The following is a 25,261-nucleotide window of genomic DNA, read 5'->3' on the forward strand; positions in this document are numbered from 1 at the left end:
AAATGACAAACTCAAAAACGACCGATGATGCGCCGATCCACGAAGCGCCTGCTATTTTCAATAGCAAAACACGCCCGCAAAGCGCTGACGACGAAATCAGCAACTTTGCCAGAGTCAATTATCTAGAGGTAACGCGCCATCAGCATGACCAGCGTTTGGATAATTTTTTGCTCAACCGCCTAAAGGGTCTGCCAAAATCGCACATCTACAAGATGATTCGCTCGGATGAAGTACGTGTCAATAATAAACGCTGTAAAGCACATGATAGAGTCCAGCGTGAAGACGTCGTGCGTATCGCGCCCATTCAGCTGGCGACGCGCGAAAAGCCCATCATTAGCACCGAGTTTGCCAATAGCTTGCTGGCACGAGTGGTGTATGAAGATGAGGGCATGTTGGTGCTAAACAAGCCTTCGGGCATTGCGGTGCATGGTGGTAGCGGGTTGGATTTTGGTGTCATCGAGGCCATGCGTGAAGTCACTGGTAAAAAATATCTGGAGCTGGTGCACCGCATCGACAAGGATACTTCAGGCTTGCTGATGATCTCTAAAAAACGCTCAACGCTAAAAGCCTTGCAGCAGCATCTGGTGGATAAAACCATCCAAAAGCACTATCTGTGTATCGCCAAAGGCCAGCCTGTGATGGGTGAGCAACGTATCGATGCGCCATTGTTACGCTATACGCTTGCTAATGGTGAGCGCCGTGTCAAGGTAGATAGCCAAGATCCGCAAGCCAAAGACAGCCAGACGGACATTATCATTCATGAGCGTTTTATGCTGGCCGATCAGCCTGTGAGCTTGATTGAAGCCAAGCCGCTCACTGGGCGTACCCATCAGATTCGTGTACACTTAGCGCATATCGGTCACGCCATCTTGGGCGATGATAAATATAACGTGCACGACAAATCAGGCGTCCATCGTCTGTGCCTGCATGCATGGCGTTTGGATATCCCAGGTTATAAGAGTATCACCGCGCCGCTGCCAGATGATATGGCCGACTGGCTGCCAGAGCAGAGCACACTGCCTGATTAGTATTGTCCCATTAGTGTTGTCCCACTCTCGCGTATGATGACAGTGTGTCTATCTTACTTGTAAAGGTTCAACACGCGCTAAGGACGGACGATAAAGTCGAATACGTGCGCTAAACGTCACGCTCGCTTATTTTTGATAAGTCGCCGTGACGTTTTTGTATTGATACTTACCATTCATCGTCGTTATTCATAGTTTTTATTCATAAAAGCCATCAAGTCACACGTCAGCTTATCAAGTATTAAAGGTCGTCAAGTCTTAACAGTCATCAAGGTTTATTTATGAGTCCACAATCTGCTGCCAGTATTGCTATTGCCGAAGCCAGCTCTCGCGTATCCAACCCGCACAATCTGGCCGATAAGACGCTGATTATTTTTGACTGGGACGGCACCTTGATGGATTCGGTGGGTTTAATCGTGGAGGCCATGCATGTGGCAGGGGAGGCGCACGGGTTTCAAACGACAGATAAGGCTGTGCAAGATATCATCGGTCTTAGCCTGATGAATGGCATTGATATTTTATATCCGCAGGCCAGCGATTTACAAAAGCAGGGCATTCAGCAAAGCTATGCTGAGTACTATATCGCCAATAGCCACCGCACGCCGCTGTTTGCTCCGATAGAAAGCATGCTACAAACGCTACAGCGTCAAGGCAAACAGCTGGCTGTGGCCACAGGCAAAAAACGAAAAGGTCTAGATCGGGTGCTTGCAGCCTCGAGCAGTCATCAGTATTTTGTGATGACCCGCTGTGCTGATGAAGCAGGCTCAAAACCTGATCCGCAGATGCTCATTGATATATTACAGGCTACTCAGCAGGGTATCGCCGACGCTGTTTTTGTCGGTGATAGCGTCTATGATATCGAGATGGCGACGCAGCTGGGTATGAGTAGTATTGCGGTCAATTATGGTACAGCATCAGCGGCAGAGCTTGCCGCACAGCAGCCTACCTATCAGGTTGAGACGCCGCAAGCATTAATGGCGTTATTATGTGGCGAGGGCGTGTCTTCAAGTCATTCGCTATAGTCAGTTGAAAATAAAACTGTTATATAAGTTTAAACGCGCTACTGGTATAAATTTTACTTGCGTGCTGCGTTCCCAGAGGCTGCGCAACCTACATTTAAAAACAGCATCCCAGTAGCGCTATGCGCTTTTTAGAGTGCATCGACTATAGTTATCTAAATGGGCTAAAAGTGGCCAAATTTTGTCAACCATCGTCAAATAGCTGGTCTATATCCCGATATTAACGGCGCTATTTTCCTTGTTTGACCGCCATTCATCTTATTTTTCTCACTATTTTTGAAATAAAGACACGCCCTAGGACCCGCTCTATCCGCGTGGCGCAGCTTATTTAGCACCGCCTTTTGCATCACTCTCTTCTACAGATGCCGTCGTCTCGCCAACTTGAGTGTCGGCAGACTCACTGAGGCCGATTTCAATGATTTTATCGCCATCGAGCTGATACTCATACCATTTGCCCATCACGCCAGCCAGCTCCTCTAACCCTTCTTTGCGCAAGGCAGAAAACAGCTGAATGCTACAGTTTAACCCCAGTTTTTTTAGTCTTTTTCGGGTATTGAGCAGGGCGTTTTTGGCGGCGCCGTATTTTAGCTTGTCTGCTTTGGTAAGCAAAATGTGTACGGGCAAATCTCCATCTTTGGCCCAATGCAGCATTTGCTCATCAAAAAACTTAAGCGGATGACGGATGTCTGTCATCAACACCAGCCCTGCAAGGCTTGAGCGCGATACCAGATATTCTTCTAGCTCAACCTGCCATTCTTTTTTCATCTCTAAAGGGACAGCGGCATAGCCATAACCTGGTAAGTCGACCAGTCGTCTGTCGCTATCACCGACGCTAAAAAAGTTGATCATTTGCGTACGACCAGGGGTTTTGGACGAGCGTGCCAGTTGGCGCTGGTTGGTCAGCGCATTGATGGCAGAGGATTTGCCCGCGTTTGAACGGCCTGCAAAGGCGACCTCTAAGCCCATATCGGCAGGACAAAGGCGAAAAGTCGGCGCTGACATCATAAAGGCGGTTTGTTGAATTTTTTGACGAGACTTGGTGTTAAATAAGGCTTGGTCGGTGGCGACATCGGTAAACGGGGTGCTCATAAATGACTCATTAATCTTAAAAAATTGGATACAGTGGTAAGGCGTTGCGTCGTTTAGACCAGCGAGAGGCGACAGTAGGACATAAGCGTCACATAACGTTTATAGCAGTCGGCATGGCAGACGACTTGATAATTGCTTATTCTATACTATTCGTCCGCTTACTTATTGAAATAACGGCAATTAATATCATATAAATATCACAGTCACTCATATATCGCAGGCTATCATGGTAGTAACACCAGTCATCATTAGGTTACCAAAGCCAAACTATATTTATCTGTATTTGTATGACATACATTGTTACAATATTTGCTAAGAGATAGTTAGCGACACACGTTTAATCAAAAAAATAGACTAAACGAATGTCATATCCAAAGGAGGTGTTCAATGTTTTCAATCACCACACTTTTTGACCGTGCTCAGCGTGTACTCATAAGCGGCGCGGCGGCACTCATCTTAAGCAGCACGATGATAACGGGCGCTGCTGCTGATATCGCAGCGACCTATAATAACTCATGTGCAGCCTGTCACGATAGTGGCGCACTCAATGCCATCAAAAAAGGCGACAGCGCCAAATGGCAGCAGCTTATCAAACAAAAGAGCATGCCGACCTTGATAAACTCAGTAAAAAGTGGCATGACGCAGATGCCAGCGGGCGGACTCTGTGACAGCTGTAGTGATGATGATTACCGTCAGCTGATCGAGTATATGAGCAAATAATCAGTAGAAAATCAATAAGTCATGCCATCTAAAGCGCTGGGTTTTATTGCCCGAAAGCGCTTTTATTTTTTTGCAAGCAGCATAATAAGCCGACTAGAAAAACTGGTGGATGTGACGATTAAGTAGGCAAATGCTACAAAGTCTTGCTATAATAATCGAAAATAAACCCTGATGTTAGTAAGTACTTTCAGATTGCTTGTGGCCAAGACCTTAAATTATATACTTGCCTCGCTGATTATAGGGCGGTCGGTATCAGGTATCTTATCAGTACAATCACTCTAAATAATGCTTACACCGAGTTAGTAGGATTTGTATCAATGAAAAAGTTAATCGCTGCTGCCAGCTTATGCGTTGCAAGTTTCAGCGTACAAGCTGCTATTATTGTTCCTGAGCATGATGTCGATGCAGGCAAGAAAATTGCAGAGACCGTCTGCGCTGCTTGTCACGGTGTTAATGGTGTTAGCGTTGTCCCTGCGCAGCCTAACTTGGGTGGCCAAAACGTAAAATACCTCTATAAGCAGTTGGTCGAGTTTAAAACAGGCTATCGTAAGAATGGTATCATGCAGTCGCAAGTCGCCAACTTATCTCAGCAAGACCTAGCCAACGTGGCAGGTTATTATGCCAGCCAAGCTCCTTGGGGTGTTGGTTTTGGTAATCCTGCGACCAACCAAGAAGCCACCAAACTCTATTTGGGTGGTGATAAGTCGCGCGGCGTGATCGGCTGTGCAGGCTGTCATGGTCCAGATGCCGCTGGTAACGAGTGGGCAGCATTTCCGCGCTTAGGCGGCCAGCATGCCGAGTATATCTCAACTCAGCTAAAACTGTTCCGCGCCGCAGGCCGCGCTGATGATATCGATAGCGATGAGCAAAAACGTATCAACGACGCTGCCAAAGAAGGCGAGATGGGTATGATGCAGACGGTAGCATCGAAGCTATCAGATCGTGATATTCGTATCCTATCAGACTATATCAGTGCCGTTCACTAATTTGTAGCAATCACAGCACAGGCCACAGAGCGCGGTTGTTCGTTGATTTGATAATGAGTGCCTGATAGCCAGTTGTTATTATGTGATAATGAAGCATTATTCGATGATTAAACCCCGATTTCGGGGTTTTTTTATAACTGATGTTCCCTTATATTATCACTCTCATGACCTTATAAAGATAAAACCCCTCATAGGGGCTTATCTTTATAAAGTCATGATGTGGTATCGTGATAAATTACTGTTCCTCACTTAAGCGCGTGTCGTCAATGAGCCTGTTGCGATCGATTTTAGGCTTACTATCATGAAAGTTTGCCTGTTTAAAGCTTCGTTGTTTTAAGGTTTGTTGTTGCAAGCTCAGTGTTTTGCACCTTAGCTATATAGTCAATGACATAAACGATGACACGCCCTAGCTCATTTGGATTTAGATTATGATGATCCGTTATGCTTCTTACTTCGTTGCTGCCTTGCTGCCGTTACTGTTGTTTCGCTGGTTTGCCCCTGCTTCAGTCGGTGAGATAGATTTTTGGCTATTGTGGCTGCTGGCGATGGTATTGGTATCGCTACCTGTGGTGTATGCAGAGATAGCGCTGGCGTATCGGAGCGTCGATGCGCCACTGGCTGGTATGCAAAAGCTGACCCGCGAGGCGGATGCCAGTCCGATATGGCGCAGTTTTGGTTGGCTTGCGGCGCTGGTGTCGATTGTCATCGCTGCGCTGGTCATCTCGGGCGCTAGTACAGGTATATTGGCGGCTTTGACGGCGCTTGATAGCGCGCCTGCGCTACCGAGTTTTGCAATGGCGGCAGGTCTGATGGTCATCGCTGTATTGCTGAGCCTAGTGGGTGTCGCGCCGTTACCGATTGGTCTGGGGCTGATGGTTGCGGGGCTACTGCTGGGTGCGGTCAATGGACTGCCAAATATTGACTTTGCCATGACAGAGGTGAGCTTAGGCGAGTGGGCGCGTGCGGTTGCCTTGGCGCTGGTCAGTGTGGGGGCGGGTACGGGGCTGTATTGGTTTGGTCAAAGCTTGGCCAGCAAGCAGTCAGTGACCGCCGTCGGTGTGGGCAATCACAATGCCCAAAAACCTGCTCGTAGCCGTCTGGCCGCCGAGCCACGTGCGACCAAGCTGGTGCTACCGATTTGGATACTGCAACTGCTAGTCGGGATGATGGCTTTGTTTGTCAGTGGCATGGCATTGCCGCCTATCGCTCAGCTATTGTATTGGGTAGGGGTGCTATTCGTTGCCAGTTATTTGCTGCACTATAGTACCCAGCAGCTGGCGCATAAGTTTGGGCTGGTGGTGAGCTTGGTGATCACTTTGGTGGTGGCATTGGCGCTGGTCGTTGTGATTCCTGCCACTTGGTTGGTCGGTATCTTGGTCATTATCAGTAGTATCGCGGTGCTGCTCCTATCGATATTTGCTGGCTGGCAAATGAAAATCAGTCATTTGCGCAAGTCGCTTAATTTCGGTAGTGAAGGGTTTTATAACTTGTGGCGCGTGGCGATACGGTTGGTGGTACCACTGGCTTTGATATTGGCATTACTGGGTTGGGTGCTACAGTGGCTGAGCTAAATAACGACGCTATCACCGTATATCTGGCCTATGCCGAGGATGCCACACATCAGCACTACAAGTCACTACAGGTGCGCCCTGATACCACGCTGTATGAAGCGCTATCGCAAGCAGGGTGGCTGACGCAGTTTGCCGCTTTGGCCGCGTGGTGCGAGGAGATGGCGGAGGTGGCAACCCCAATGGCAAAGCGAGCCGCTTAGCTATCGCTTGCAGGCTTTTGATCGTATCGAAGTCTATCGTAGTTTGAGCGCTGATCCGATGTCTCAGCGCAAAAACAAATCACGAAGCTAGCGGCTTGTCAGCCCTCACGTTACGACGCAGGCAAGCTCTCTATACCCTCGATGCGGCTGACCAAACCATTATCATCAAAGTAGACAATCAGGTGCTGGCTGGCATTTTTGACATCAGCAATGCCTTGGCGTTGGCCTTCAGTGCCCGCTTGATAGTCGTAGATATAGTCCCAGCGCTTTGGCTCTAGGGTATCTTTAATCGCAGGACTGCCGAGGATGTATAGCACTTGGTTTTGGTTCATACCCACTTGCAGCTTTTGTGCTTGAGCTTGGGTGATGGCAGTGCCTTGTGGTAAATCAATCTTATAAACACTCAGTAAAGAGCAGCCGGACATCGCGACGGTAGCGCTGAGCATACTGGTTAGAATAATGTTACGTAATGCGCGTGCAGGGCTGAACGGACGAAAAGTTAATGTCTTTATCATGGTAAGATGACTCATAAGAAATGGGTTAGGTGCGGCCACCATCAATGCTAAGGTGTCTGGCCGACTATCTTGAACAAATGATACGTCATTTACTTGCAATTGCCTACCACTTACGACATTATTTACCAAACGCTACCAAGGTGATTTGGTTATTTGTTTTTTAAATTCATAGACTTGCATTGATATTTTCGGCGAAATGATAGACCATATAGGCGTTAAAGATAAGCAAGGGTCATACGCGAGATATCAATGAATTGCAAAAGGCATGTTTGGCATGTCTTAGATAAAACACGCTTTATAAAGTAATTTATTAGCTTATCTACCTCCTATTTTTTGGTTCTTTATTTGCTAAGACTGTCACGGTCACAAGGGATATTATGGCTTCTTTTACCAATCAAGATTTACGCAAAGCAGGGTTGAAGGTCACCTTACCACGTATCAAAATTTTAGAACTGCTAGAAAATGCAGAGCTGCATCATATGAGTGCCGAAGAAGTGTACAAGGCGCTGATCGACCAAGGCGAAGATGTGGGACTGGCCACGGTGTATCGAGTATTGACCCAGTTTGAACAAGCGGGCATCGTCGAGCGTCATAACTTTGAAAACAATCTATCGGTGTTTGAGATCACCCAAGAAGAGCATCATGACCACCTGGTCTGTGACAACTGCGGCAAAATTGTCGAGTTTCATAATGAAGCTATCGAAGAGGAGCAGCTCAAAGTTGCAGAGTCGCATGGTTTTAAATTATCGGGTCACTCACTGGTGCTATACGGTATTTGTGATGATCAAGAATGCAAGGACAGCGTCAAATAACAGCGGTTAAGTTATCAAAGTCTGATAAGGTTTTATCACCTTTAACCGTTTTGTTGTTTGTTTAATGTTTAAACACTCAAATACTAGCACGCAGCAAAAAGCCCTCACGATTTTTTATGAGGGCTTTTTTTATGGCCTTGATTCAACCGCCAGCTTATGTGATATCTAGCGACAAACCATCTGCGCCTTCGTCTAAAAGGTGGGCGCTGTTTTTGCTACTGAGCTTGATTTTTAGGCGCAAATCGTTTGGTGAGTCAGCATGCAAGATCGCTTCTTTATAGGTAATCTCGCCGTTCTCATATAAATCAAACAGTGCCTGATCAAAGGTCTGCATGCCGCTCTCTCGTGAGCGCTTCATCACATCTTTAATCTCATGAATCTCGCCTTTACGGATATAGTCGCTGATGAGCTGGGAGTTTAATAAAATCTCAATCGCTGCGCGTCGCCCTTTGCCATCCGGTGTTGGGATGAGCTGCTGGGCGATGATCGCTTGCAGGTTGAGCGACAAATCCATAAACAGCTGGTTGTGACGGCTGGTCTCAAAAAAATGAATGATACGATCAATGGCTTGGTTGGCGTTGTTGGCGTGCAGCGTGGCAAATACCAAATGTCCCGTCTCAGCATACTGAATCGCGTAGCTCATGACCTCGCGGTTACGAATCTCACCAATCAAGATGACATCAGGGGCTTGGCGCAGGGTGTTTTTTAAACCTGCTTCAAAAGAGTGGGTGTCGATACCGACCTCGCGCTGGGTGATGATACAGCCGCGATGCTTGTGGACAAACTCGATCGGGTCTTCGATAGTAATGATATGGCCTTGCGAGTTCTGGTTGCGATGGCCGATCATGGCAGCAAGCGTCGTCGATTTACCCGTACCTGTCGCACCGACCAGTAGGATGATGCCGCGCTTTTTCATCGCCAACTCTTTGAGAACAGGTGGCAGGCGCAGCTCTTCGACGGTTGGGATTTTGTTTTCGATTTTACGCAAAATCATCCCAGCCATGTCGCGCTGTACAAACGCGCTGACCCGAAACCGTGCCTGCTTTGCTTCATCAGTGATGGCAAACTGACACTCGTTGGTCTCTTCAAACTCTTGCTGCTGACTGGCCGTCATGACGCTTTGGACCAGTTTTAAGGTTTGGGCAGGGGTCAGCGGGGTCTTACCCACAGGCAATATCTTGCCATTCACCTTCATCGAAGGTGCCACTTCAGCAGTAATAAAAAGGTCAGAGCCGTTTTTATTGATCATTAACTGCAATAGTTTATCAATGTCCATGTTGTACCCGCTTTCGATGTCAATCGCCTAAAAAAATATCTAAAATTATGTGATCCGTGATGCCCGCAGTGATGCTGATACTGCAGAGCACTGCGTCAGTGCTGCCTTAATGGCAAATCACCGCCTATAAAAAAGTCTCAGGCTGCTTGGCATAAGGGCGCGCCACGTCTTTGCTGATGGTGCCTTTGGCCACGAGGTTTTTTAAAGTCTGGTCAAGGGTGATCATACCGTCGCCTGCGCCTGTTTGAATCGCCGAATACATCTGGGCGATTTTGTTTTCGCGAATGAGGTTACGGATGGCCGGCGTACCTAGCATGATCTCGTGGGCGGCGATACGGCCACCTGCTTGACGGCGCAGCAAGGTCTGTGAGATGACTGCCTGTAGCGACTCTGAGAGCATGGCGCGAATCATGTCTTTTTCGGCGGCAGGGAACACATCAATCACACGGTCAATGGTTTTGGCCGCTGAGCTGGTGTGCAGGGTGCCAAAGACTAAGTGGCCGGTCTCAGCTGCCGTTAGTGCCAAGCGAATGGTCTCAAGGTCACGTAGCTCACCCACCAAGATAACGTCGGGATCCTCACGCAGTGCCGAGCGTAGGGCTGGCTCAAACCCTAATGTGTCGCGGTGTACTTCGCGCTGGTTGATGAGGCTTTTTTTCGATTCGTGGACAAATTCGATTGGGTCTTCGATGGTCAAAATATGCTCTTTGCGGCTCTCATTGATATAATCAATCATGGCTGCCAGCGTCGTGGATTTACCAGAGCCGGTCGGGCCAGTCACCAGCACCACGCCGCGTTTGAAGTCTGATACGCGTTTGAACACATCGCCCATGCCCAAATCTTCCATCGTTAGGACCTTGGAGGGAATGGTACGAAACACAGCACCTGCGCCGCGGTTTTGATTAAAGGCGTTTACCCGAAAGCGGGCAAGATTGGGAATCTCAAAAGAAAAGTCCGTCTCAAAAAACTCCTCAAAATCGGCGCGCTGCTTGTCATTCATGATGTCATAAATCAGCTGATGCACCGTTTGATGCGTCATCGCTGGCATATTGATGCGCGTCATCTCGCCATCGACACGAATCATCGCGGGCATACCGGCTGAAATATGTAAATCAGATGCTTTATGTTTAACCGTAAAACGCAACAAGTCTTCGATGCTTAAGGTGTTTTTTTCAGCCATAATCGGATAGTCCTATCAGTCAAAAAAGGTCAAACAAAAGATGGTAAAGGCCAATGATGGTGTGATGCTAATATGTGGCGCAGCAGGACGCAGCCTTGGGTAAAGCGATCTGCCAACCTACCTTGTCTTTACCATGACGCTTATATTCAGTAGCATATGTTAGACCATGTAACAATATCATAACAAGACTGCCGACATTTAACCATCTACTGCCCAAAGAAAATGTAAAATTTGTCTAGCGTTGTAGGTCGCAGATGGGGAGCGAGACAGTTAATGTTAGACCCAATTGCTAGACCCAACCGCAATGGGCGAAGCTTATAAACAAACCTATATAACAACAGCGAAAATACTATGGATAAGCAATACTTAATCGACAATTGGCAACGCGTTCGTGCACAGGTGATCGCAGCTTGTGAGCAAGCGGACTCTCAAGCCGAGCAGGTAACACTACTGGCCGTCTCCAAAACCAAACCTGCACAGATGATCGCGACTCTGGCGCAGCAAGGTCAGCGCCATTTTGGAGAAAACTACTTACAAGAAGCGCTCGAAAAAATCAATGAGCTACAAAGTCAACCTGACGCTGAGCATATCGTTTGGCATTACATCGGCAGTATCCAGCGCAACAAAACCCGTGATATCGCTGAGCATTTCGATTGGGTGCAAACGGTCGAGCGCGGCATTATCGCCAAGCGCTTAAATGATCAGCGGCCAGAGGATTTACCGCCATTGAATGTATTGGTGCAGGTCAATATTGATGATGAAGACAGTAAGTCAGGCTGTCTGCCAGCCGAGTTGCCTGAGCTGATAAGTGCCATGAAGCGCTATGAGCGTCTGATACTGCGCGGACTGATGATTATCCCTGCCAAGACAGATACCAATGCCTTTGCCCGTACCCAGCAGTTGTTTGAAGACATTAAAGATAAGCATCCAGACTTGGCGCATTGGGATACGCTGAGCATGGGCATGAGTGGGGACATGGCGGACGCCATCGCTCATGGCTCGACGATGGTGCGCGTGGGTACCGCCATATTTGGGTCGCGAGAGTAGATGCCGTCCTATATTTTCTCTAACTATTCTCCAGTTACCCTGTCTCATCAAGTCTGGTAACCAGCATTTGGGTGATTTTGAGGTTGTCGGTGGCGATGATCTCAAAACGATAGTTGGCATATTCGATAGAGTCGGTCTTTTTGGGGATTTTGCGCAGCATATACATCATAAAGCCGCTGATGGTTTCATAGTTTTGATTGCGCGGCAGATTGACGATATCGAGCGCGCGCACCACATCTTCGATCGGCGTCATACCATCGATCAGCCATGAGTTGTCAGTGCGCTGAACGATAGGCTGCTCCTCTAATGTCACAAGCTCGCCCATGACGATGCTCATGACATCCCTTAAGGTAATGACGCCCACCACCAAGCCATATTCATTGACGATGACAGCAAAGTCAGCACCTGTGGATTTAAACATCTCCAGCACTTCAAACAATGACAAGGTATCTGGCACAAACAGCGCTGGTTTTATCAGGGACTTGTCCGTGAGGCTGACTTCTTGCTTATTGAGTACCAACGCCAAAAAACTACGAGATTCGACATAGCCGATGATATGCTCTAAATCATCGTCATGACAGACCAAAAACTTATTGTGCGGCTGTTCAATCATCGTCTCGACGATTTGTTCGGTACTCATTTTTGTATCGAAGTACACGATATGCTCGCGAGGGTTCATCACTGAGGTGACGGTACGCTCCTGCATCTCAAAGATGTTTTCTATCAAATGATGCTCTTGTTTTTTGAGCACGCCTGCCTCGGCACCAGCATCCATCACCGCATAGATGTCTTCTGGCGTGATGTCATCTTGACGACTGGTGGAGATACCAAAAAACTTAAACAACATATTGGCCGCGCCGTCAAACACCCAAATAACAGGCTTAAAGATAAACGTCAGCGCCATCATTGGCCGCACCAAACGCACGGCAAAAGCCTCAGCATTGGACATCGCCAAGCGTCTGGGCATCAAGTCCGCGAGCAAAGAAAACAGGCTGGTGATGAGGACAAAGGAGGTGACTGACGAGACGGCTTCGTTTTTGACCACCAATTGAAAATAAGGGCTGATAGCAGACTCACCGATAGCACCTGCGGAGATGGCAACGGCGTTCAATACCACCTGCACCACAGTGATAAAGCCACCAGGATTGTCTTGCATATGTAGCACATCAAGGGCGCGTACCTCTCCTTCTTTTGCTATGATTTGTAGCTTGATCTTGCGAGCAGCAGCAATGGCAATCTCAGCGCCAGAGACAAAGGCACTCAAGGCAAGTAATAAAAGCAAAAACACACTAGCGGTTAGCAAACTCATGACGTACTCAGATACAAAATGATAGATAAGTAGGGAATAAACAAAAAAACTTATTTATAAAAACTAAAAAAGCTGGGCAAGCACCCAGCTAATGATAAAAGTGAGACGACTGTTTTAACAAGCGGGCTTAGCCTTTAATAGACCATTTATTAACCAGTGGATAGCGGCGCTCACGGCCAAAGGCTTTGTGACTGATTTTGGTGCCGATTGGCGCTTGTAGACGCTTGTACTCGCTGTTATCCACCATCTTGATGACCTTGGCCACCATAGCTGCCTCAAACCCTTTATCGACGATTTCTTGATAGCCCATGTCTTCATCGATATACGACATCAAGATGCTGTCCAATACATCATAATCAGGCAGGCTGTCTTGGTCTTTTTGGTCAGGACGCAGCTCAGCGGACGGCGGCCGTGTGATGACGCGCTCTGGAATCACAGGTGTGTCCTCTAGGCGGTTACGGTAGCTTGCCAGCTTATATACTTGTGATTTATAGACGTCTTTTAGTACATCAAAACCGCCTGCCATGTCGCCATATAATGTTGAGTAACCAACTGCCAGCTCTGACTTGTTGCCAGTGGTGATGACCAGATGACCAAACTTGTTGGACAGTGCCATCAGCACCACACCGCGCGCGCGCGCTTGGATGTTTTCTTCGGTGGTATCAGCAGGCGATTTGTGAAACAGTGGCGCTAGCGTATGACGGATACCTTCCACCGCATCAAAGATTGGACAGACAGTATAAGAAACGTTTAAGCGGCGCGCTTGTGCTTGCGCGTCCTCTAAGCTGATCTGTGAGGTATATTCGTACGGCATCATCACTGCATAGACTTTATCTGCGCCCAGCGCGTCGACCGCGATACAAAGCGTCAAGGCAGAATCGATACCGCCTGACAGGCCGACGATGACACCTGAAAATCCAGAAAGATTGACATAATCACGTAGCCCTACTACCAATGCTTGATACATCTCCGACTCGCGGCTCAAGCTCAGTGGCGCTTTGGTTTGGCTGTCGAACTTGGCTGTTTTGACATCTAAAGTGGCCAGCAGTAATTGGCTCATAAAACGCGGCGCTTCGTGGGCGACGCTGCCATCTGCTTGTATCGCCATTGAGCCGCCATCAAACACCAAGTCATCTTGTCCGCCCACGGCATTGATATAGATAATAGGTAAGTTGTTTTCGCGGCTGCGTTTGGCCAGCATGGTCTTGCGGTTTTCTTGTTTTTCAATCTCAAACGGTGAGGCGTTTAGGCTGACGATCATATCAGCGCCTTGTTTTTTTAGCTCAGCGACTGGGCCTTTTTCCCACAAGTCTTCGCAGATCAGCAGACCGATGGTGATACCTTTATAGTCAAACAGTACTTGATTGCGGCCTTTATCAAAGTAGCGGCGTTCATCAAACACGCCATAATTTGGCAAAATTTGCTTATGATAAAAGCCTTTTTGATGACCATTATGTAAGATGGCCGCTGAGTTGAAGGTACCGTGATGATCGACGTGCGGATAGCCGACAATCATAACGATGTCGTCGATATCGCTTAGGGTAGATAGCGCGCTTTTGACGCGGCCTGACAAGCTTGGACGCAGCAATAGGTCTTGTGGTGGGTAGCCCAATAAGGCCAGCTCTGGAAAGACGATAACGTCGGCGCCTTGCTCACGTGCTTGCAGCGCTAAGGTGCGCATTTTTTCGGCGTTGGCGTTGATATCACCGACCAAAAAGTGTGACTGTGCCAGTGCAAAAGTAACGGTCTCTGGCGGCTTGCTGGTATGACTGGCCTCGCTCGAGGGGTTTAGATTGGGATTATCAGTGTCTTTTGACATTGTTATTTTTCCTATCGATATAGTATTTAAAATGTGGTCAGGCAGTGTGGGTCTAAAAATCCAACATTCATTCAAACAACATTTATGCAAAATAATGCGGTTATACAGCACTGGTATAGACCGCTTGATTATTAAATCATACAGCGCCTAGCTGAAACTTTCGCTTTGAGAGAAGGCGTAAAGCGGCACCTGATACGTGCGCCTATATCCTGCTAATCTCTCAAATTAGCGTCATCGATAACACGACGCTAACCTCTTGATTTGATATCAAAATGGCGATGTCCATGTGATAGCGGCTTTGTAACGGTCTTTATTTTATGGTGGATTGCCATTGATGCGCCCAAAAAGCGTAAAATAATCGCTTTAGTATAACATCAATTACCGTGACAAATAGAACGCGCCGGTGAATTACCTGATGAGATATCTGCTGCAAATGGGCAGAAGCGCGCTGCTGTCGGTGATGGTTTTTATCGACCAAAACCCTATGATGCAGTGTGGTTATTGTGCTCATAGCTCGATAAGATTGTATAGAGAAAGTTGTAAGTAAAGATTACAACATAGCGTTATTTATTTGGGATATTTTATTGCATAATGAGGGTGATAATCGCTTTGATTTTGGTGTGTTTTTATAAAAAGAATGGCTGCTAAATGTGTTACGGTATCATAGGACTTGCTACTGCTATCGTGATGGTGTTATCGCTATGAATGTTGGACAAACCCTCGCTTGTGAATACGACTTATGGACATGATCTATAGACGGATATTCATCACCCATTTATAAACTTGTCAGCAAAGCTGTAATGGTCTTTGCTGTCAGCCCTTGGTTTATACGCTATGATTGAAAACTGGACAAAAGAATTTATTATTCAGCGCCTGCTGGCCATTACCTTATTGGTTGCGTTATTTGTACTGTGCTTTCAGGTGGTACAGTTTTTTATTGTGCCGGCTTTGTGGGCGGCGATTTTGGCGTATGTGACGTTTCCTATTTATAGTTTTTTTCATGAAAAAGTAAAGCTCAGTCCAGACTTTAGCGCGGCGATTATGACCGTGAGTATCTCACTTATCATCGGTATACCGCTGGTCATTGGGGTTTTTATTTTACAACAAGAGGCGTTGAGCCTTATTAGCAACTTGATCTATCGTATCAAGGTGGGCTATCTGGATGTGCCAGAGTCCATCAAGGACCTGCCAGTTATCGGTCAGCAGGTCAAAGATATCTTGTGGCGCATCAATAAAAACCCAGAGGGCACGCTAGAAGCGTTTCGGATGTGGGTGCAGTCACATTTATATTATGGCAAAGTCGCCTTTGATGTGGTGTTTAGTGGACTTGCCAAGCTGGGTATGGCATTGATGACGCTGTTCTTTTTTTACCGAGATGGCACCAGTTTGGTACGGCAAATACGCCAAGCCCTGCGCAATATCATTGGCAATCGCATTGATGGCTATATTGATTCGGTCGGCACGACGACACGAGCGGTAGTCTATGGCATCGGGCTGACCGCGCTGGCGCAGGCTTTGCTTGCCGGTATTGGCTATTATTTCTCAGGCGCGCCCAGTCCTATTTTGTTGACCATCGTTACCTTTATTATTGCCTTGATTCCGTTTGGGACGCCGTTTGTGTGGGGCGGGGTGTCGGTCTGGCTGCTAAGCCAAGGTCATACAGTTGAGGGCATCGGTCTGGCACTGTGGGGGATATTTGTCATTAGCTGGGTGGATAATTTGATTCGGCCTATCGTCATCAGCGGTGCCACCAAGATTCCTTTTATCATTATATTTATCGGGGTATTGGGCGGGCTGACAGCGTTTGGCTTTGTCGGTTTGTTTATCGGGCCTGTGGTGCTAGCCATCGGGCTGGCCGTGTGGCGTGAATGGATATCTCAGCATAAAAATGAGATATTTGCTCAGCAAGACGTGGTACTGTCTGAGACTCAGACGTTGCCAACTGTGACTAAATCAGAATAGAGGTACACGACCATGTTAAATAAGAGCGCGGATGTGGCAATGGAAAATAAACCAAATGCAGCAACAGACCTCACCATCGTGGCCGATAGCAATATCGCCAGCTTGTCTGAGTTTTTTAATAATGACACGCTCAGTGGGACGACAGGACGGCGCGTGCGTATGATCAAAGTGGCAGGGCGCGATATCGATGCGCAGCTATTGGCGGATACGCAGCCCAATGTCTTACTGATACGCTCAGTGACCCACGTCAACGCAGATTTATTGAAAGACAATGACAGTGTGAGGTTTGTCGGTTCGGCGACGATTGGTACCGATCATGTCGATCAAGATTACTTAGCGGCGCGTCGTATTCACTTTGCCAATGCGGCAGGCTGTAGCAAGCACTCTGTGGCGCAGTATGTGCTGAGCGCTATTTTGACCTTGCGGCCTGAGTACTGGCAGCGGTCATCGACGCCGCCCACAGTGGGCATTATTGGACTGGGCAATATCGGTAGTACATTGGCGCAATATGCCAGTAGTTTGGGCTGGCAAGTGCTCGGCTATGATCCGCTGCTACCAGCCTCAAGCCTCAATAATGCCAGCTTTGCGCAAGTCATCGAAAAAAGCGATGTGGTCAGCCTGCATGTGCCCTTGACTGACAAATCGAGTGCGACCAGTGTGGCGGGCAGTGCCCATCATAGTAGTCATGCCCATGAGTATCCAACGCGGCATTTAATCGACAAAAACGCTCTGGATGCGATGCCAGCCAGTACCTTATTGATCAACAGTGCTCGCGGGCCCGTCATCGATGCCGCTGCCTTGCAGGCGGATATTGAGCGTACCGGTCGGCAAGTGGTGCTCGATGTCTTTGAGCATGAGCCGCAAATTGAGGAAGCACTGCTAAGCAAACTGGCGATTGCCACCCCGCATATCGCTGGCTACACCTTGGAAGGTAAGCTGCGCGGCACTCAAATGATCTATGATGCGCTCTGTGAAAAACTCTCAATCAGCCCTGCGCAGTCGATGCATCAGCTGCTACCGCTCAATATGTTTTTGTGGTCTGAGCTACAGGCACACCCTGATAGGCTGGTTAAGTTTTATGACATCATGCAAGATGATAAAGCGCTGCGAGCCACGCTCGCTGAGGGTCAGGTAAAGGCCGCGGCTTTTGATCAGCTTCGCCGTGACTATCATTTGCGCCGCGAGTGGCAGTTTTAGGCGTATTTTCCATAGGTTTTTATAAAAGTTGTAGTACATCATCATGAGTTCCAAAGCATCAGTTACATCAAACCCAAACGCTTGCTCCCAGCCCAGTTATGCGCCGACCATGACGCTTGCCATGGCACAGCAGCGCGCGCATTTTATGAGTAAGGTGCGGCAGTTTTTTGCAGCGCGGCACGTATTAGAGGTGCAGACGCCGCTACTGTCGCAAGCGGGCAATACCGATACTTTTTTGCAGTCGGTCGCCGCGGCGGTCACCTATCAAGACAAACCGCGCACCTACTATCTACATACCTCGCCTGAGTTTGCTATGAAGCGTTTACTCGCCAGCTGGCAAGTGCCGATTTATCAGATCTGTCCTGTGTTTCGAGACAATGAGATAGGGGTGCGGCATAATATCGAATTCACCATGCTGGAGTGGTATCAGCCCCATTATAGTCTTGAGGATATGGCCGCCGAGCTGGGAGCGCCTATATGGTCATGCAGTGGTGCTAAGTCATTATCGCTATGTCGATGCTTTTATGGATTTTGTCGGGATTCATCCGCTGACCGCTAGCCTTGCGACGCTACAAGCAGTTGCAGAGGATAAAGGGCTGATGGGGTTTGATTTTAATACGGGCATCAATAAGGCTGAAAAAAACGACGCCGGTCAGAGCGAGGAGAGCATCCGCCAAAGCTGGCTTGACTTGCTGTTTAGCCACGTCGTCGAGCCAAATTTAGGTCATGATCTGCCGACGCTGATTATTGAATATCCACCAGCGACGGCAGCACTGGCAAAGACTGCGGTGGATAAAGAGGGTAATACCGTTGCCAAGCGTTTTGAGCTGTATATCAATGGCATTGAGATTGCCAATGCGTATGATGAGCTGGCAGATGGGCCAGCGTTACGCCAGCGTTTTGAGCAGGACAATGAGCGGCGTCAGCAGCATGACCTGCCAGCCATGCCAATCGATGAGCATCTATTGGCAGCCTCTGATGCATTGATGCCTTGTAGCGGCATCGCGGTTGGTATCGATCGGTTATTGATGGTGACAACAGGAGCGCGCAGCTTGGAGGAAGTGATTGCCTTTCCTAGTGGTTTGGCGTAACTGGGCTGTAAATGCATTGTAAGTGCAAGCGTTCTAATATTATGTCTTCTAATAGACCGTCATAAAAAAGCGAGTCAAGCAAAAAGGCTGACTCGCTTTTGTCTTTTTTAGCTGTAACGGTCGTTAATCTGATTCAGCACCGTATTTATAAGTTGTAGATTGTATAGTGAGTTCAGTATAAAAACGATACAGTTCCACGTTGACATAGAATGTATCTGTTTTATTTAGAATCAACTATATATGCTACCTATTATCTACTATAACGTAGCGATGGCTTCGTTGATGGCGGTCTCACCATTGTGCAGACTAAAGACTTTTTTGATGGTATTGTTTGCGCCCAATACCGCAGTCAAGGTCGCCGCCACATCTGCAATCGCATTTTCGCCTGCATTGTCATCGTTGATGGTGATTTTGCCAGTCCCTGCACGCTCCTTTAAGGCCCCTGCTTGTACGATGGTATAGTCAAGCGTGCTGTCGTTGACCAGCCACTGATCGGCGTAATGCTTACAGATATAGTATTCTTTTAGATCAGCAATGCCAGGAGTGTCCCACTTATTGGTGTCTAACGAAAACACCGTGCTTAGCATGATATAGCGTTTGATGCCTTTGTCTTCTACCGCTTGCATGGTCTTTACAGCGCCATGTAAGTCCACTTCTAAAACGTTTTTGCCGCCTGAGCCTGCAACAAAATAGACCGCATCGATATCTTGCTCTATTTGCTCGGCGATGGCGTCTTTTTCGGCGGTGATATCTAAGTCTAGCTGACGGTAATTGTCGTTATCAAACAGTTTTTTATCCTGACGCGTGGTACCGATGACCTGATGGTCGTCTGCCAATAGTTGTTCGACCAAATCTGTACCCACACGGCCACTTGCTCCAATCACTAAAATTTTCATATGCATTCCTATTGTTATATATTAACTACGATGACGTCTGCGCTTTTATCATAGCGCTTTGACAACACAGTATTTTGACTGATTTAAATGATACAGGGCTTTAAACAATATTGCGTTTTGCCGTTTTGCCAATGTCATCGCCCTATCAAAGCGTGTCTGGAAAAGCACATCTTAAAGACTGTATATAGACTAACAACAATAAACGGCACACTTCGTTATGAAGCGTGCCGTTTGCATAGTGTTTGGTTGTAGAGTGTATAGGGTTTGCAAGATCTGCAAAAATACGTGGAAGATCAGCGCACCAGCTTGTTTAGACCATCGGCAAAGGCTTTTTTGTCACGCTCGCCATAAGGTTTTTGTCCGCTCATCTCTTGTGGCTCTAAGACGCCAGTGCCGCGCATGGTATCCATAAAGTCACGCATGTTCAGCTTTTGCTTAATATTTTCTTTAGTATAAATGATGCCGCGCGTGGTAAGCACCAACGCGCCTTTGTCCAAAATATCATTGGCCAAAGGAATGTCGCTGGTGATGGCCAGATCGCCTGCCTGTATTTGCTCAACGATATAATCATCGGCTTTATCAAACCCCGATGGTACCACCGTCATGGTGAGCAGGGGTGAGCGGCGCAGTTTAATCGGCTGATTGGCGACGAATATCGCCGCCGTTTGTGTGCGCTCAGCAGTCTTGATAATCAAGTCTTTGGCAATGGATGGTACCGAATCTGCATCTACCCAAATCTGCATTATTTTTTTGCCTGTGTGGTTTTGTCCTGTGTGGGTTGCACCTTCGCCTCACTTTCCACTTGGCGGTCTGTAGCTTGGGGTGCAGCGTTGTTCGCGGCCTTACTATCGAGCGTCTGGGCGTCTTGGGCGGTGCTGTTCGTTTGTGGACTGGCAGGCTCTTGAGGCTTTTGGACGGCAGCGTACTCTTTATCCAAACCGACTTTGTTGGGTAAGATGGCGACCAGCTTGGCCATCGAAGGCTCTAAGTCAGTGACGTCATTGGGCATCAAGGTGATATGAGCGATTTTACGATCGTCGCGTTCAGCCTTGTGGTAGCTGTGATAATGGGCACCATCGATAGCCAGTACGTCGCTGATGTTAGGGTATTGACCCAGCACATTGACCATAATCGCTGGATGGACGTTATCAGTATCGCCTAATGGCAAATCGACCACCGCGCGGATATGGTTTTCAAATTGACTGGTAATCGCCCCTTCGATGCTCCAATGCCCAGAGTTGTGTACCCGCGGCGCAATCTCATTGGCCAGCAGATAGTCATGACCGCGCGCATCTTTGGTGACAAACAGCTCAAGCGCCATCACGCCTACATAACCTAAGTGGTTCATGATCGTGGTGATGGCTTCTTTGGCTTGGCTAAAGATATGGCTGGTGCCGACAGCAGGCGCTTGGGTCTTGGCCAAAATGCCATGATGATGGTGGTTTTCGACCAAATCATAACAGCGCACACTACCATCTTGGGCGCGAGCCGCAATGATAGATACCTCGCGGCTAAAGTTGATAAAACCTTCGGCAATCAGCGGCGCTGGGGTAGGCGTTAGGCTGCCTTTACCGCTGACCGCGTCTTTGAGGTCGTGCCAAGCTTTGGTGATGTCGCTGTCTTGTTTGATGACATACTGGCCTTTGCCGTCATAACCGCCGCGGCTGGTCTTTAGAACGATAGGTAGCCCTAATTCATCGCAGGCTTGCTTTAACTGAGCCTCAGAGCTGACTTCTTGAAAAGGCACCGTGGCGATTGCTAAGTCATTAAACATCCGCTTTTCTTTTAAGCGATCTTGAGCGATATCTAAGGCCACTGGCGGCGGAAACATGCCTTGTTTGTTGCCTGATGTTGAGAGGCTGGCCAGTTTTTCGACCGTGGCAGTTGGCGTGTTTTCGAACTCTAAGGTAAAGACATCGGCCGCTGCGATAAAGTCATCGAGCTGCGCGCTTGAAAATACCGTACCATAGAGGCTGGCTGGGCAGTCCGCATTGTCCTCTAAAAACACGCATTGATAGCCGAGCGGTAGCGCAGCTTGGGCGAGCATCATGCCCAGCTGACCACCACCTAAGATACCGATGGTACGGATAGTTTGAGTAACAGGATAAGCATTGGCTGTGGTCATGATAGTAACTCTTTGAATAAGTAATGGATGAAAACGAGCGTATTAAAATAGGAAAAGGCGCAATTTCTGCACCTTATTCTTGGGTGAACCCGCATGCTAAGCGCGCATTTTAAAACAATCGCTAGACGCGCTAAGATGAATGATCGCTTGGCTTTGCATGTTTTTGCATGGTTGTTTCGTATGATAACCATCAGCCCAGATACCATAAATCGCTAGGCGGATTGATTAATGATACCTGGAGTTGGGCTGGCAAGGATGGTATCGGTTTGCGTCTGACGCAGCGTATCGAGCTTGCTGGCCACCGCCTCGTCATGTAATGCCAATACTTGAATCGCCAGCAAAGCGGCGTTATATGCGCCTGCCGTCCCAATAGCGAGAGTGCCGACCGCCACGCCTTTTGGCATCTGTACGATAGAGAGTAGGCTGTCCCAGCCGCTGAGCATGGAGGACTTGACCGGTACACCAAAGACAGGGAGCGGCGTTTGGCTGGCACACATACCAGGCAGATGTGCCGCCCCGCCAGCACCCGCGATAATCACTTGTAGGCCATTGTCTTTTGCACATTTGGCGTAGTCAAACAATCTATCAGGCGTACGGTGCGCTGAGACCACTTCGCAATCAAAGGCAATATCAAAGTCGGCCAGTAGCTGGGCGGCGGCGCTCATGGTGGCCCAATCAGATTGTGAGCCCATAATGATGCCGACTTTTGGCTGGCCAGCAGGAGAGGCGATAGGATTAGGTTGAATCGTAGCTGATTGGGTGCTCATGATGCGATATCCTCAAAAAGACCATCATACAAAAGTTTTGCCGCGTTCGTAAAGCCAAGATTGAGGTTTCGCCATACTATCGCGTTTTTGTCCCCTCACGCATCACAGAACACAGAAGCGTCAGCAGGTAGCGCGCATCATACGCGGTCTTAGCGCTGATCGTGACGATACTGTACAAAGCTATCTGCTGTGAGTGGTAATGGTTTGGTCGTATCAAGCTGATAGCACGTCAGATAGCCGCTGTCTACGGCGGCAGAATAATCTGTGCAAGCGACTTGCGCGCTGAGCGGCTCAGGCGTACCTGTCAGCCAATAATGCCCGACAAACACAGGTTTGTGAGTTTTTAAGGCAAAATCGATATTATCAGCCAAGACGTCTTGAGGAATCTGCGCCAATGCCGAAGCGGGCGCGCGAGCAACTTCATACAGCGTGCGCTGGTTCAACGCATCCAGCCACCAGCGTACCCGTACCCGCTTGCGCTCCGTGCCTTCTTTATCGACCATTACTAAGCCGTCTGGCAAAGGTGTCTCCACACCTTTTAGCACTCGCTCTAGCGCATCAAAGGCCGGACTAAACTCACGCGAGGTCACCTCAAGCGCATGCGGCGTCAGACAATTATCTGCGGTGAGCAACGGCTTTAGCACAGCCATGCTATCTACATCCCAGCAAGCATGGACAAAACAGGCATAGTCAGTCTCGAGCCACAACGGAATCTCATAAAAACGCTTAAGCCAGTACTGATGCGCCGCCGAGCCAAAAGGCACCTCTGCCAAAAACGCCTCGTGTTGACGGGTATGCACCGCATCGTGCGAGCGCAGATACTCGCCAGGCACGTCCGGGTCGGGTGTGGCAAAAGCCAGCGCGTTATACTCATGATTGCCCATCACCGCGTCGGCGACATCAGCATCTAGCATGGCAAACACAATCTCCAACGTCGCCACTTGCTGGGGCCCACGATCCATCAAATCGCCAATAAACAGCGCTCGATGGCCCTCTGGCGGCACAAAGTATTGACCATTATGGACATAACCCAACTGTTTAAGCAAACCGACAAGCTTGTCCGCGTAGCCGTGAATATCACCGATAACATCTATAATCATAATAAAACAACATAAAGGAGAGGTTGTGCGCTTATAAAAACGCAATACATAAAAAGTCAAACCATCAATGAGATGATTGTCTATCGACCATTATCAGCCATAGCCATAGCGGCTCTAAAAACCTGGCGACAGCAGCGCGTTGATAAAGTGCGGCAAGACACGCGGCTCTAAAACAATCGTGGCCACCACCCCAAACGCGCCGCCCCACATATGGGCCATATGATTGATGTTTGAGCCGCCGCGCCTATCTGCATAAATACTATAAGCCACATATGCTACTGCAAATAAAATCGCCGGAATCGGAACAATGGCAAATAAGTAAAGGCTTTCCCACGGTGCCAGCAAGATAAAGGCAAACAGCACCGCTGAAACCCCGCCTGACGCGCCAAGACTTAGATAGCTGGCATTGTTTTTGTTTTTTAGATAGCTTGGCACCATAGCGATAACAATGGCAAGCACATAAAACACCACAAACCCATAACCAAACAAAAACCACGGCTGGTACAGCCCTTCGATGGCGCGACCAAAAAAATACAGCGTAAACATGTTAAACAATAGATGCATGCTGTCGGCATGGATAAAACCATGCGTCACAAAACGATCCCACTGTCCGTTGTTTACCGCTGGCGGATAAAAAATAAAACGGTTAAACAAGCGTTTGTTTTGCCATGCCAACAAGCTGATGATAACCGTAATAATAATGATAAGAGTGGTATGGTTTAACAAAGAAAAATCCTTAGGATGCGCCTGATGTATGACAATGCGAGAAATGACAACGTTCAAAGCCTAAGCGTTACGGCTGCATAAAAACTGACGATCATTACTAGGGCGTGTTCTCAATTCAATCGATAGCCATCTAAATGGGCTAAAAATGCGCTCTTAGCGAGATACATTTTACTTATCGACTGTGTCTGCTGAAGCTATCTCACTTTATCTTTACGTAACTTAAGCCTAGGTAATCTCAGCATAAGCTATATTTATCCCAGCCATACGCTAGTGGTGTTATGTTTTATAGGGAACCAAATTATCGCTGATCGAGCACCGAGGTAAGCCATAATATTAACAGTAGTTGAGCCAATGCCAAAACCTATTATGTGACAAAACGCTGCGTTTTTATGCGTTTCTGGTGAATAATGTAGCCATGCAATGATTGATAGCCGTCAAACCTGAATTAGGTAGCGTTTGAGCTGGCATGATAGGTCATCAATGTCGACGTGGTTTTGCGACACTGGCGCTGTTATTGAAAGCATACAGCCAGTACTTTTTCTGTACCGATACTGCTTTTCAATAGCGTCAACCCTAGTCATAATAAAATATAAGCTTGTCATTTTGTAAATTTCCATCAATGGCCGATAGAGGCAGTCATCTATGAGTATCATCGATCAACTAGAGCAAACCGTGACCCCAGCTGTCTTAGGTGAGCAGGCAAGTCACCAAAGCGTGGCTTATATCAGTTTGCTTGAGCAGTTTTATGCGGTTTTGGCTAGCCGTTTGGCGCAGCCAGATATATACTCTGAGCTATTGCGTAGCGATGAGACAATCAGTACAGAGGCGG

At 48.0% G+C, this 25,261-nt stretch carries 23 protein-coding genes and 2 pseudogenes; 13 read left to right on the forward strand and 12 right to left on the reverse strand.

What is annotated here, in order from left to right; genetic code table 11:
* The first annotated feature begins 2 nt into the window (after positions 1 to 2).
* Together NK638_RS03970 and NK638_RS03975 are read left to right on the forward strand one after the other, a co-directional pair.
* On the forward strand, positions 3 to 1,028 hold the full coding sequence (locus tag NK638_RS03970; RefSeq protein WP_274632024.1) for an RluA family pseudouridine synthase: 1,026 nt from the start codon (positions 3 to 5) through the stop codon (positions 1,026 to 1,028).
* Positions 1,029 to 1,306: 278 nt separating this feature from the next.
* A complete protein-coding gene (locus tag NK638_RS03975) occupies positions 1,307 to 2,047 on the forward strand; it encodes an HAD family hydrolase (protein ID WP_274632025.1) in 741 nt (246 codons plus the stop codon).
* A gap of 321 nt (positions 2,048 to 2,368) precedes the next feature.
* On the opposite strand, the gene yihA is transcribed toward NK638_RS03975, so the two are convergent.
* A complete protein-coding gene (gene yihA, locus NK638_RS03980) occupies positions 2,369 to 3,133 on the reverse strand; it encodes a ribosome biogenesis GTP-binding protein YihA/YsxC (protein ID WP_274632026.1) in 765 nt (254 codons plus the stop codon).
* A 387-nt stretch (positions 3,134 to 3,520) separates the two neighbouring features.
* On the opposite strand from yihA, the gene NK638_RS03985 reads away from it, so the two are divergent.
* The 5 genes from NK638_RS03985 to NK638_RS04005 all read left to right on the forward strand — a co-directional run bounded on the left by NK638_RS03985 (position 3,521) and on the right by NK638_RS04005 (position 6,701).
* On the forward strand, positions 3,521 to 3,853 hold the full coding sequence (locus NK638_RS03985) for a c-type cytochrome (RefSeq protein ID WP_105244740.1): 333 nt from the start codon (positions 3,521 to 3,523) through the stop codon (positions 3,851 to 3,853).
* A 317-nt stretch (positions 3,854 to 4,170) separates the two neighbouring features.
* Positions 4,171 to 4,839 carry a c-type cytochrome gene (locus tag NK638_RS03990; protein ID WP_192994403.1) on the forward strand — a complete coding sequence of 223 codons (669 nt, stop codon included), beginning with the start codon at positions 4,171 to 4,173 and terminating at the stop codon, positions 4,837 to 4,839.
* A 428-nt stretch (positions 4,840 to 5,267) separates the two neighbouring features.
* Complete coding sequence (locus tag NK638_RS03995; RefSeq protein ID WP_274632027.1) at positions 5,268 to 6,410, forward strand: hypothetical protein; 1,143 nt, start codon at positions 5,268 to 5,270, stop codon at positions 6,408 to 6,410.
* The gene (locus NK638_RS04000; RefSeq protein ID WP_274632037.1) at positions 6,398 to 6,610 is read left to right on the forward strand and encodes a hypothetical protein; all 213 of its coding nucleotides are present in this window, start codon (positions 6,398 to 6,400) and stop codon (positions 6,608 to 6,610) included. Before NK638_RS03995 ends, NK638_RS04000 begins: the two co-directional genes overlap by 13 nt.
* A 7-nt stretch (positions 6,611 to 6,617) precedes the next feature.
* Positions 6,618 to 6,701 carry an RnfH family protein gene (locus NK638_RS04005; RefSeq protein ID WP_274632035.1) on the forward strand — a complete coding sequence of 28 codons (84 nt, stop codon included), beginning with the start codon at positions 6,618 to 6,620 and terminating at the stop codon, positions 6,699 to 6,701.
* A 19-nt stretch (positions 6,702 to 6,720) separates the two neighbouring features.
* Here NK638_RS04005 and NK638_RS04010 read toward each other — a convergent pair whose 3' ends face one another.
* A complete protein-coding gene (locus NK638_RS04010) occupies positions 6,721 to 7,140 on the reverse strand; it encodes an outer membrane protein assembly factor BamE (protein ID WP_083608584.1) in 420 nt (139 codons plus the stop codon).
* Positions 7,141 to 7,502: 362 nt separating this feature from the next.
* Here NK638_RS04010 and fur point away from each other — a divergent pair, with 362 nt between their 5' ends.
* The gene (gene fur, locus NK638_RS04015) at positions 7,503 to 7,937 is read left to right on the forward strand and encodes a ferric iron uptake transcriptional regulator (RefSeq protein ID WP_192995876.1); all 435 of its coding nucleotides are present in this window, start codon (positions 7,503 to 7,505) and stop codon (positions 7,935 to 7,937) included.
* 154 nt (positions 7,938 to 8,091) lie between these two features.
* Here fur and NK638_RS04020 read toward each other — a convergent pair whose 3' ends face one another.
* Both NK638_RS04020 and NK638_RS04025 read right to left on the reverse strand, forming a co-directional pair.
* Positions 8,092 to 9,213, reverse strand: coding sequence for a PilT/PilU family type 4a pilus ATPase (locus tag NK638_RS04020; RefSeq protein WP_075101772.1), 1,122 nt, complete (start codon positions 9,211 to 9,213; stop codon positions 8,092 to 8,094).
* A gap of 124 nt (positions 9,214 to 9,337) precedes the next feature.
* Positions 9,338 to 10,393: a type IV pilus twitching motility protein PilT gene (locus NK638_RS04025; protein WP_192995874.1), complete on the reverse strand. Its 1,056-nt coding sequence runs from the start codon at positions 10,391 to 10,393 to the stop codon at positions 9,338 to 9,340.
* Between the two features lie 351 nt (positions 10,394 to 10,744).
* Between NK638_RS04025 and NK638_RS04030 the strand changes: the two genes are divergently transcribed.
* Complete coding sequence (locus NK638_RS04030) at positions 10,745 to 11,440, forward strand: YggS family pyridoxal phosphate-dependent enzyme (protein ID WP_274632028.1); 696 nt, start codon at positions 10,745 to 10,747, stop codon at positions 11,438 to 11,440.
* A 34-nt stretch (positions 11,441 to 11,474) separates the two neighbouring features.
* Here the strand turns inward: NK638_RS04030 and NK638_RS04035 are convergent, their stop codons facing one another.
* On the reverse strand, positions 11,475 to 12,749 hold the full coding sequence (locus NK638_RS04035) for a hemolysin family protein (protein ID WP_274632029.1): 1,275 nt from the start codon (positions 12,747 to 12,749) through the stop codon (positions 11,475 to 11,477).
* A 127-nt stretch (positions 12,750 to 12,876) separates the two neighbouring features.
* Positions 12,877 to 14,568 (reverse strand): NAD+ synthase, encoded by a 1,692-nt coding sequence (locus NK638_RS04040; protein WP_274632030.1) that lies wholly within the window; start codon positions 14,566 to 14,568, stop codon positions 12,877 to 12,879.
* 834 nt (positions 14,569 to 15,402) lie between these two features.
* Here NK638_RS04040 and NK638_RS04045 point away from each other — a divergent pair.
* From NK638_RS04045 to epmA, 3 genes and pseudogenes are all read left to right on the forward strand, one after another.
* Positions 15,403 to 16,530 carry an AI-2E family transporter gene (locus NK638_RS04045; protein WP_105244748.1) on the forward strand — a complete coding sequence of 376 codons (1,128 nt, stop codon included), beginning with the start codon at positions 15,403 to 15,405 and terminating at the stop codon, positions 16,528 to 16,530.
* 39 nt (positions 16,531 to 16,569) lie between these two features.
* On the forward strand, positions 16,570 to 17,727 hold the full coding sequence (locus NK638_RS04050) for a 4-phosphoerythronate dehydrogenase (protein ID WP_274632036.1): 1,158 nt from the start codon (positions 16,570 to 16,572) through the stop codon (positions 17,725 to 17,727).
* A 43-nt stretch (positions 17,728 to 17,770) separates the two neighbouring features.
* Positions 17,771 to 18,818: pseudogene (epmA, locus tag NK638_RS04055) on the forward strand (EF-P lysine aminoacylase EpmA).
* A gap of 257 nt (positions 18,819 to 19,075) precedes the next feature.
* Here epmA and NK638_RS04060 read toward each other — a convergent pair.
* From NK638_RS04060 to NK638_RS04085, 6 genes are all read right to left on the reverse strand, one after another.
* A complete protein-coding gene (locus NK638_RS04060; protein ID WP_274632031.1) occupies positions 19,076 to 19,714 on the reverse strand; it encodes an NAD(P)H-binding protein in 639 nt (212 codons plus the stop codon).
* Between the two features lie 293 nt (positions 19,715 to 20,007).
* Positions 20,008 to 20,457, reverse strand: a complete 450-nt coding sequence (locus NK638_RS04065) for a YaiI/YqxD family protein (protein WP_274632032.1) — start codon at positions 20,455 to 20,457, stop codon at positions 20,008 to 20,010.
* Complete coding sequence (locus tag NK638_RS04070) at positions 20,457 to 21,839, reverse strand: 5-(carboxyamino)imidazole ribonucleotide synthase (protein ID WP_274632033.1); 1,383 nt, start codon at positions 21,837 to 21,839, stop codon at positions 20,457 to 20,459. Before NK638_RS04070 ends, NK638_RS04065 begins: the two co-directional genes overlap by 1 nt.
* A gap of 212 nt (positions 21,840 to 22,051) precedes the next feature.
* Positions 22,052 to 22,606, reverse strand: a complete 555-nt coding sequence (gene purE / locus NK638_RS04075; RefSeq protein WP_105244753.1) for a 5-(carboxyamino)imidazole ribonucleotide mutase — start codon at positions 22,604 to 22,606, stop codon at positions 22,052 to 22,054.
* Between the two features lie 149 nt (positions 22,607 to 22,755).
* Positions 22,756 to 23,706 carry a metallophosphoesterase gene (locus NK638_RS04080; protein WP_201584142.1) on the reverse strand — a complete coding sequence of 317 codons (951 nt, stop codon included), beginning with the start codon at positions 23,704 to 23,706 and terminating at the stop codon, positions 22,756 to 22,758.
* 114 nt (positions 23,707 to 23,820) lie between these two features.
* Entirely contained in the window at positions 23,821 to 24,432 is a 612-nt protein-coding gene (locus NK638_RS04085; protein ID WP_274632034.1) for a rhomboid family intramembrane serine protease, read from the reverse strand.
* A 642-nt stretch (positions 24,433 to 25,074) separates the two neighbouring features.
* Here NK638_RS04085 and NK638_RS04090 point away from each other — a divergent pair.
* Positions 25,075 to 25,261: pseudogene (locus NK638_RS04090) on the forward strand (hypothetical protein); the annotation flags it as partial.

It is taken from the genome of Psychrobacter sp. A3 (assembly GCF_028823565.1).
Classification (GTDB): Bacteria; Pseudomonadota; Gammaproteobacteria; order Pseudomonadales; family Moraxellaceae; genus Psychrobacter; species Psychrobacter celer.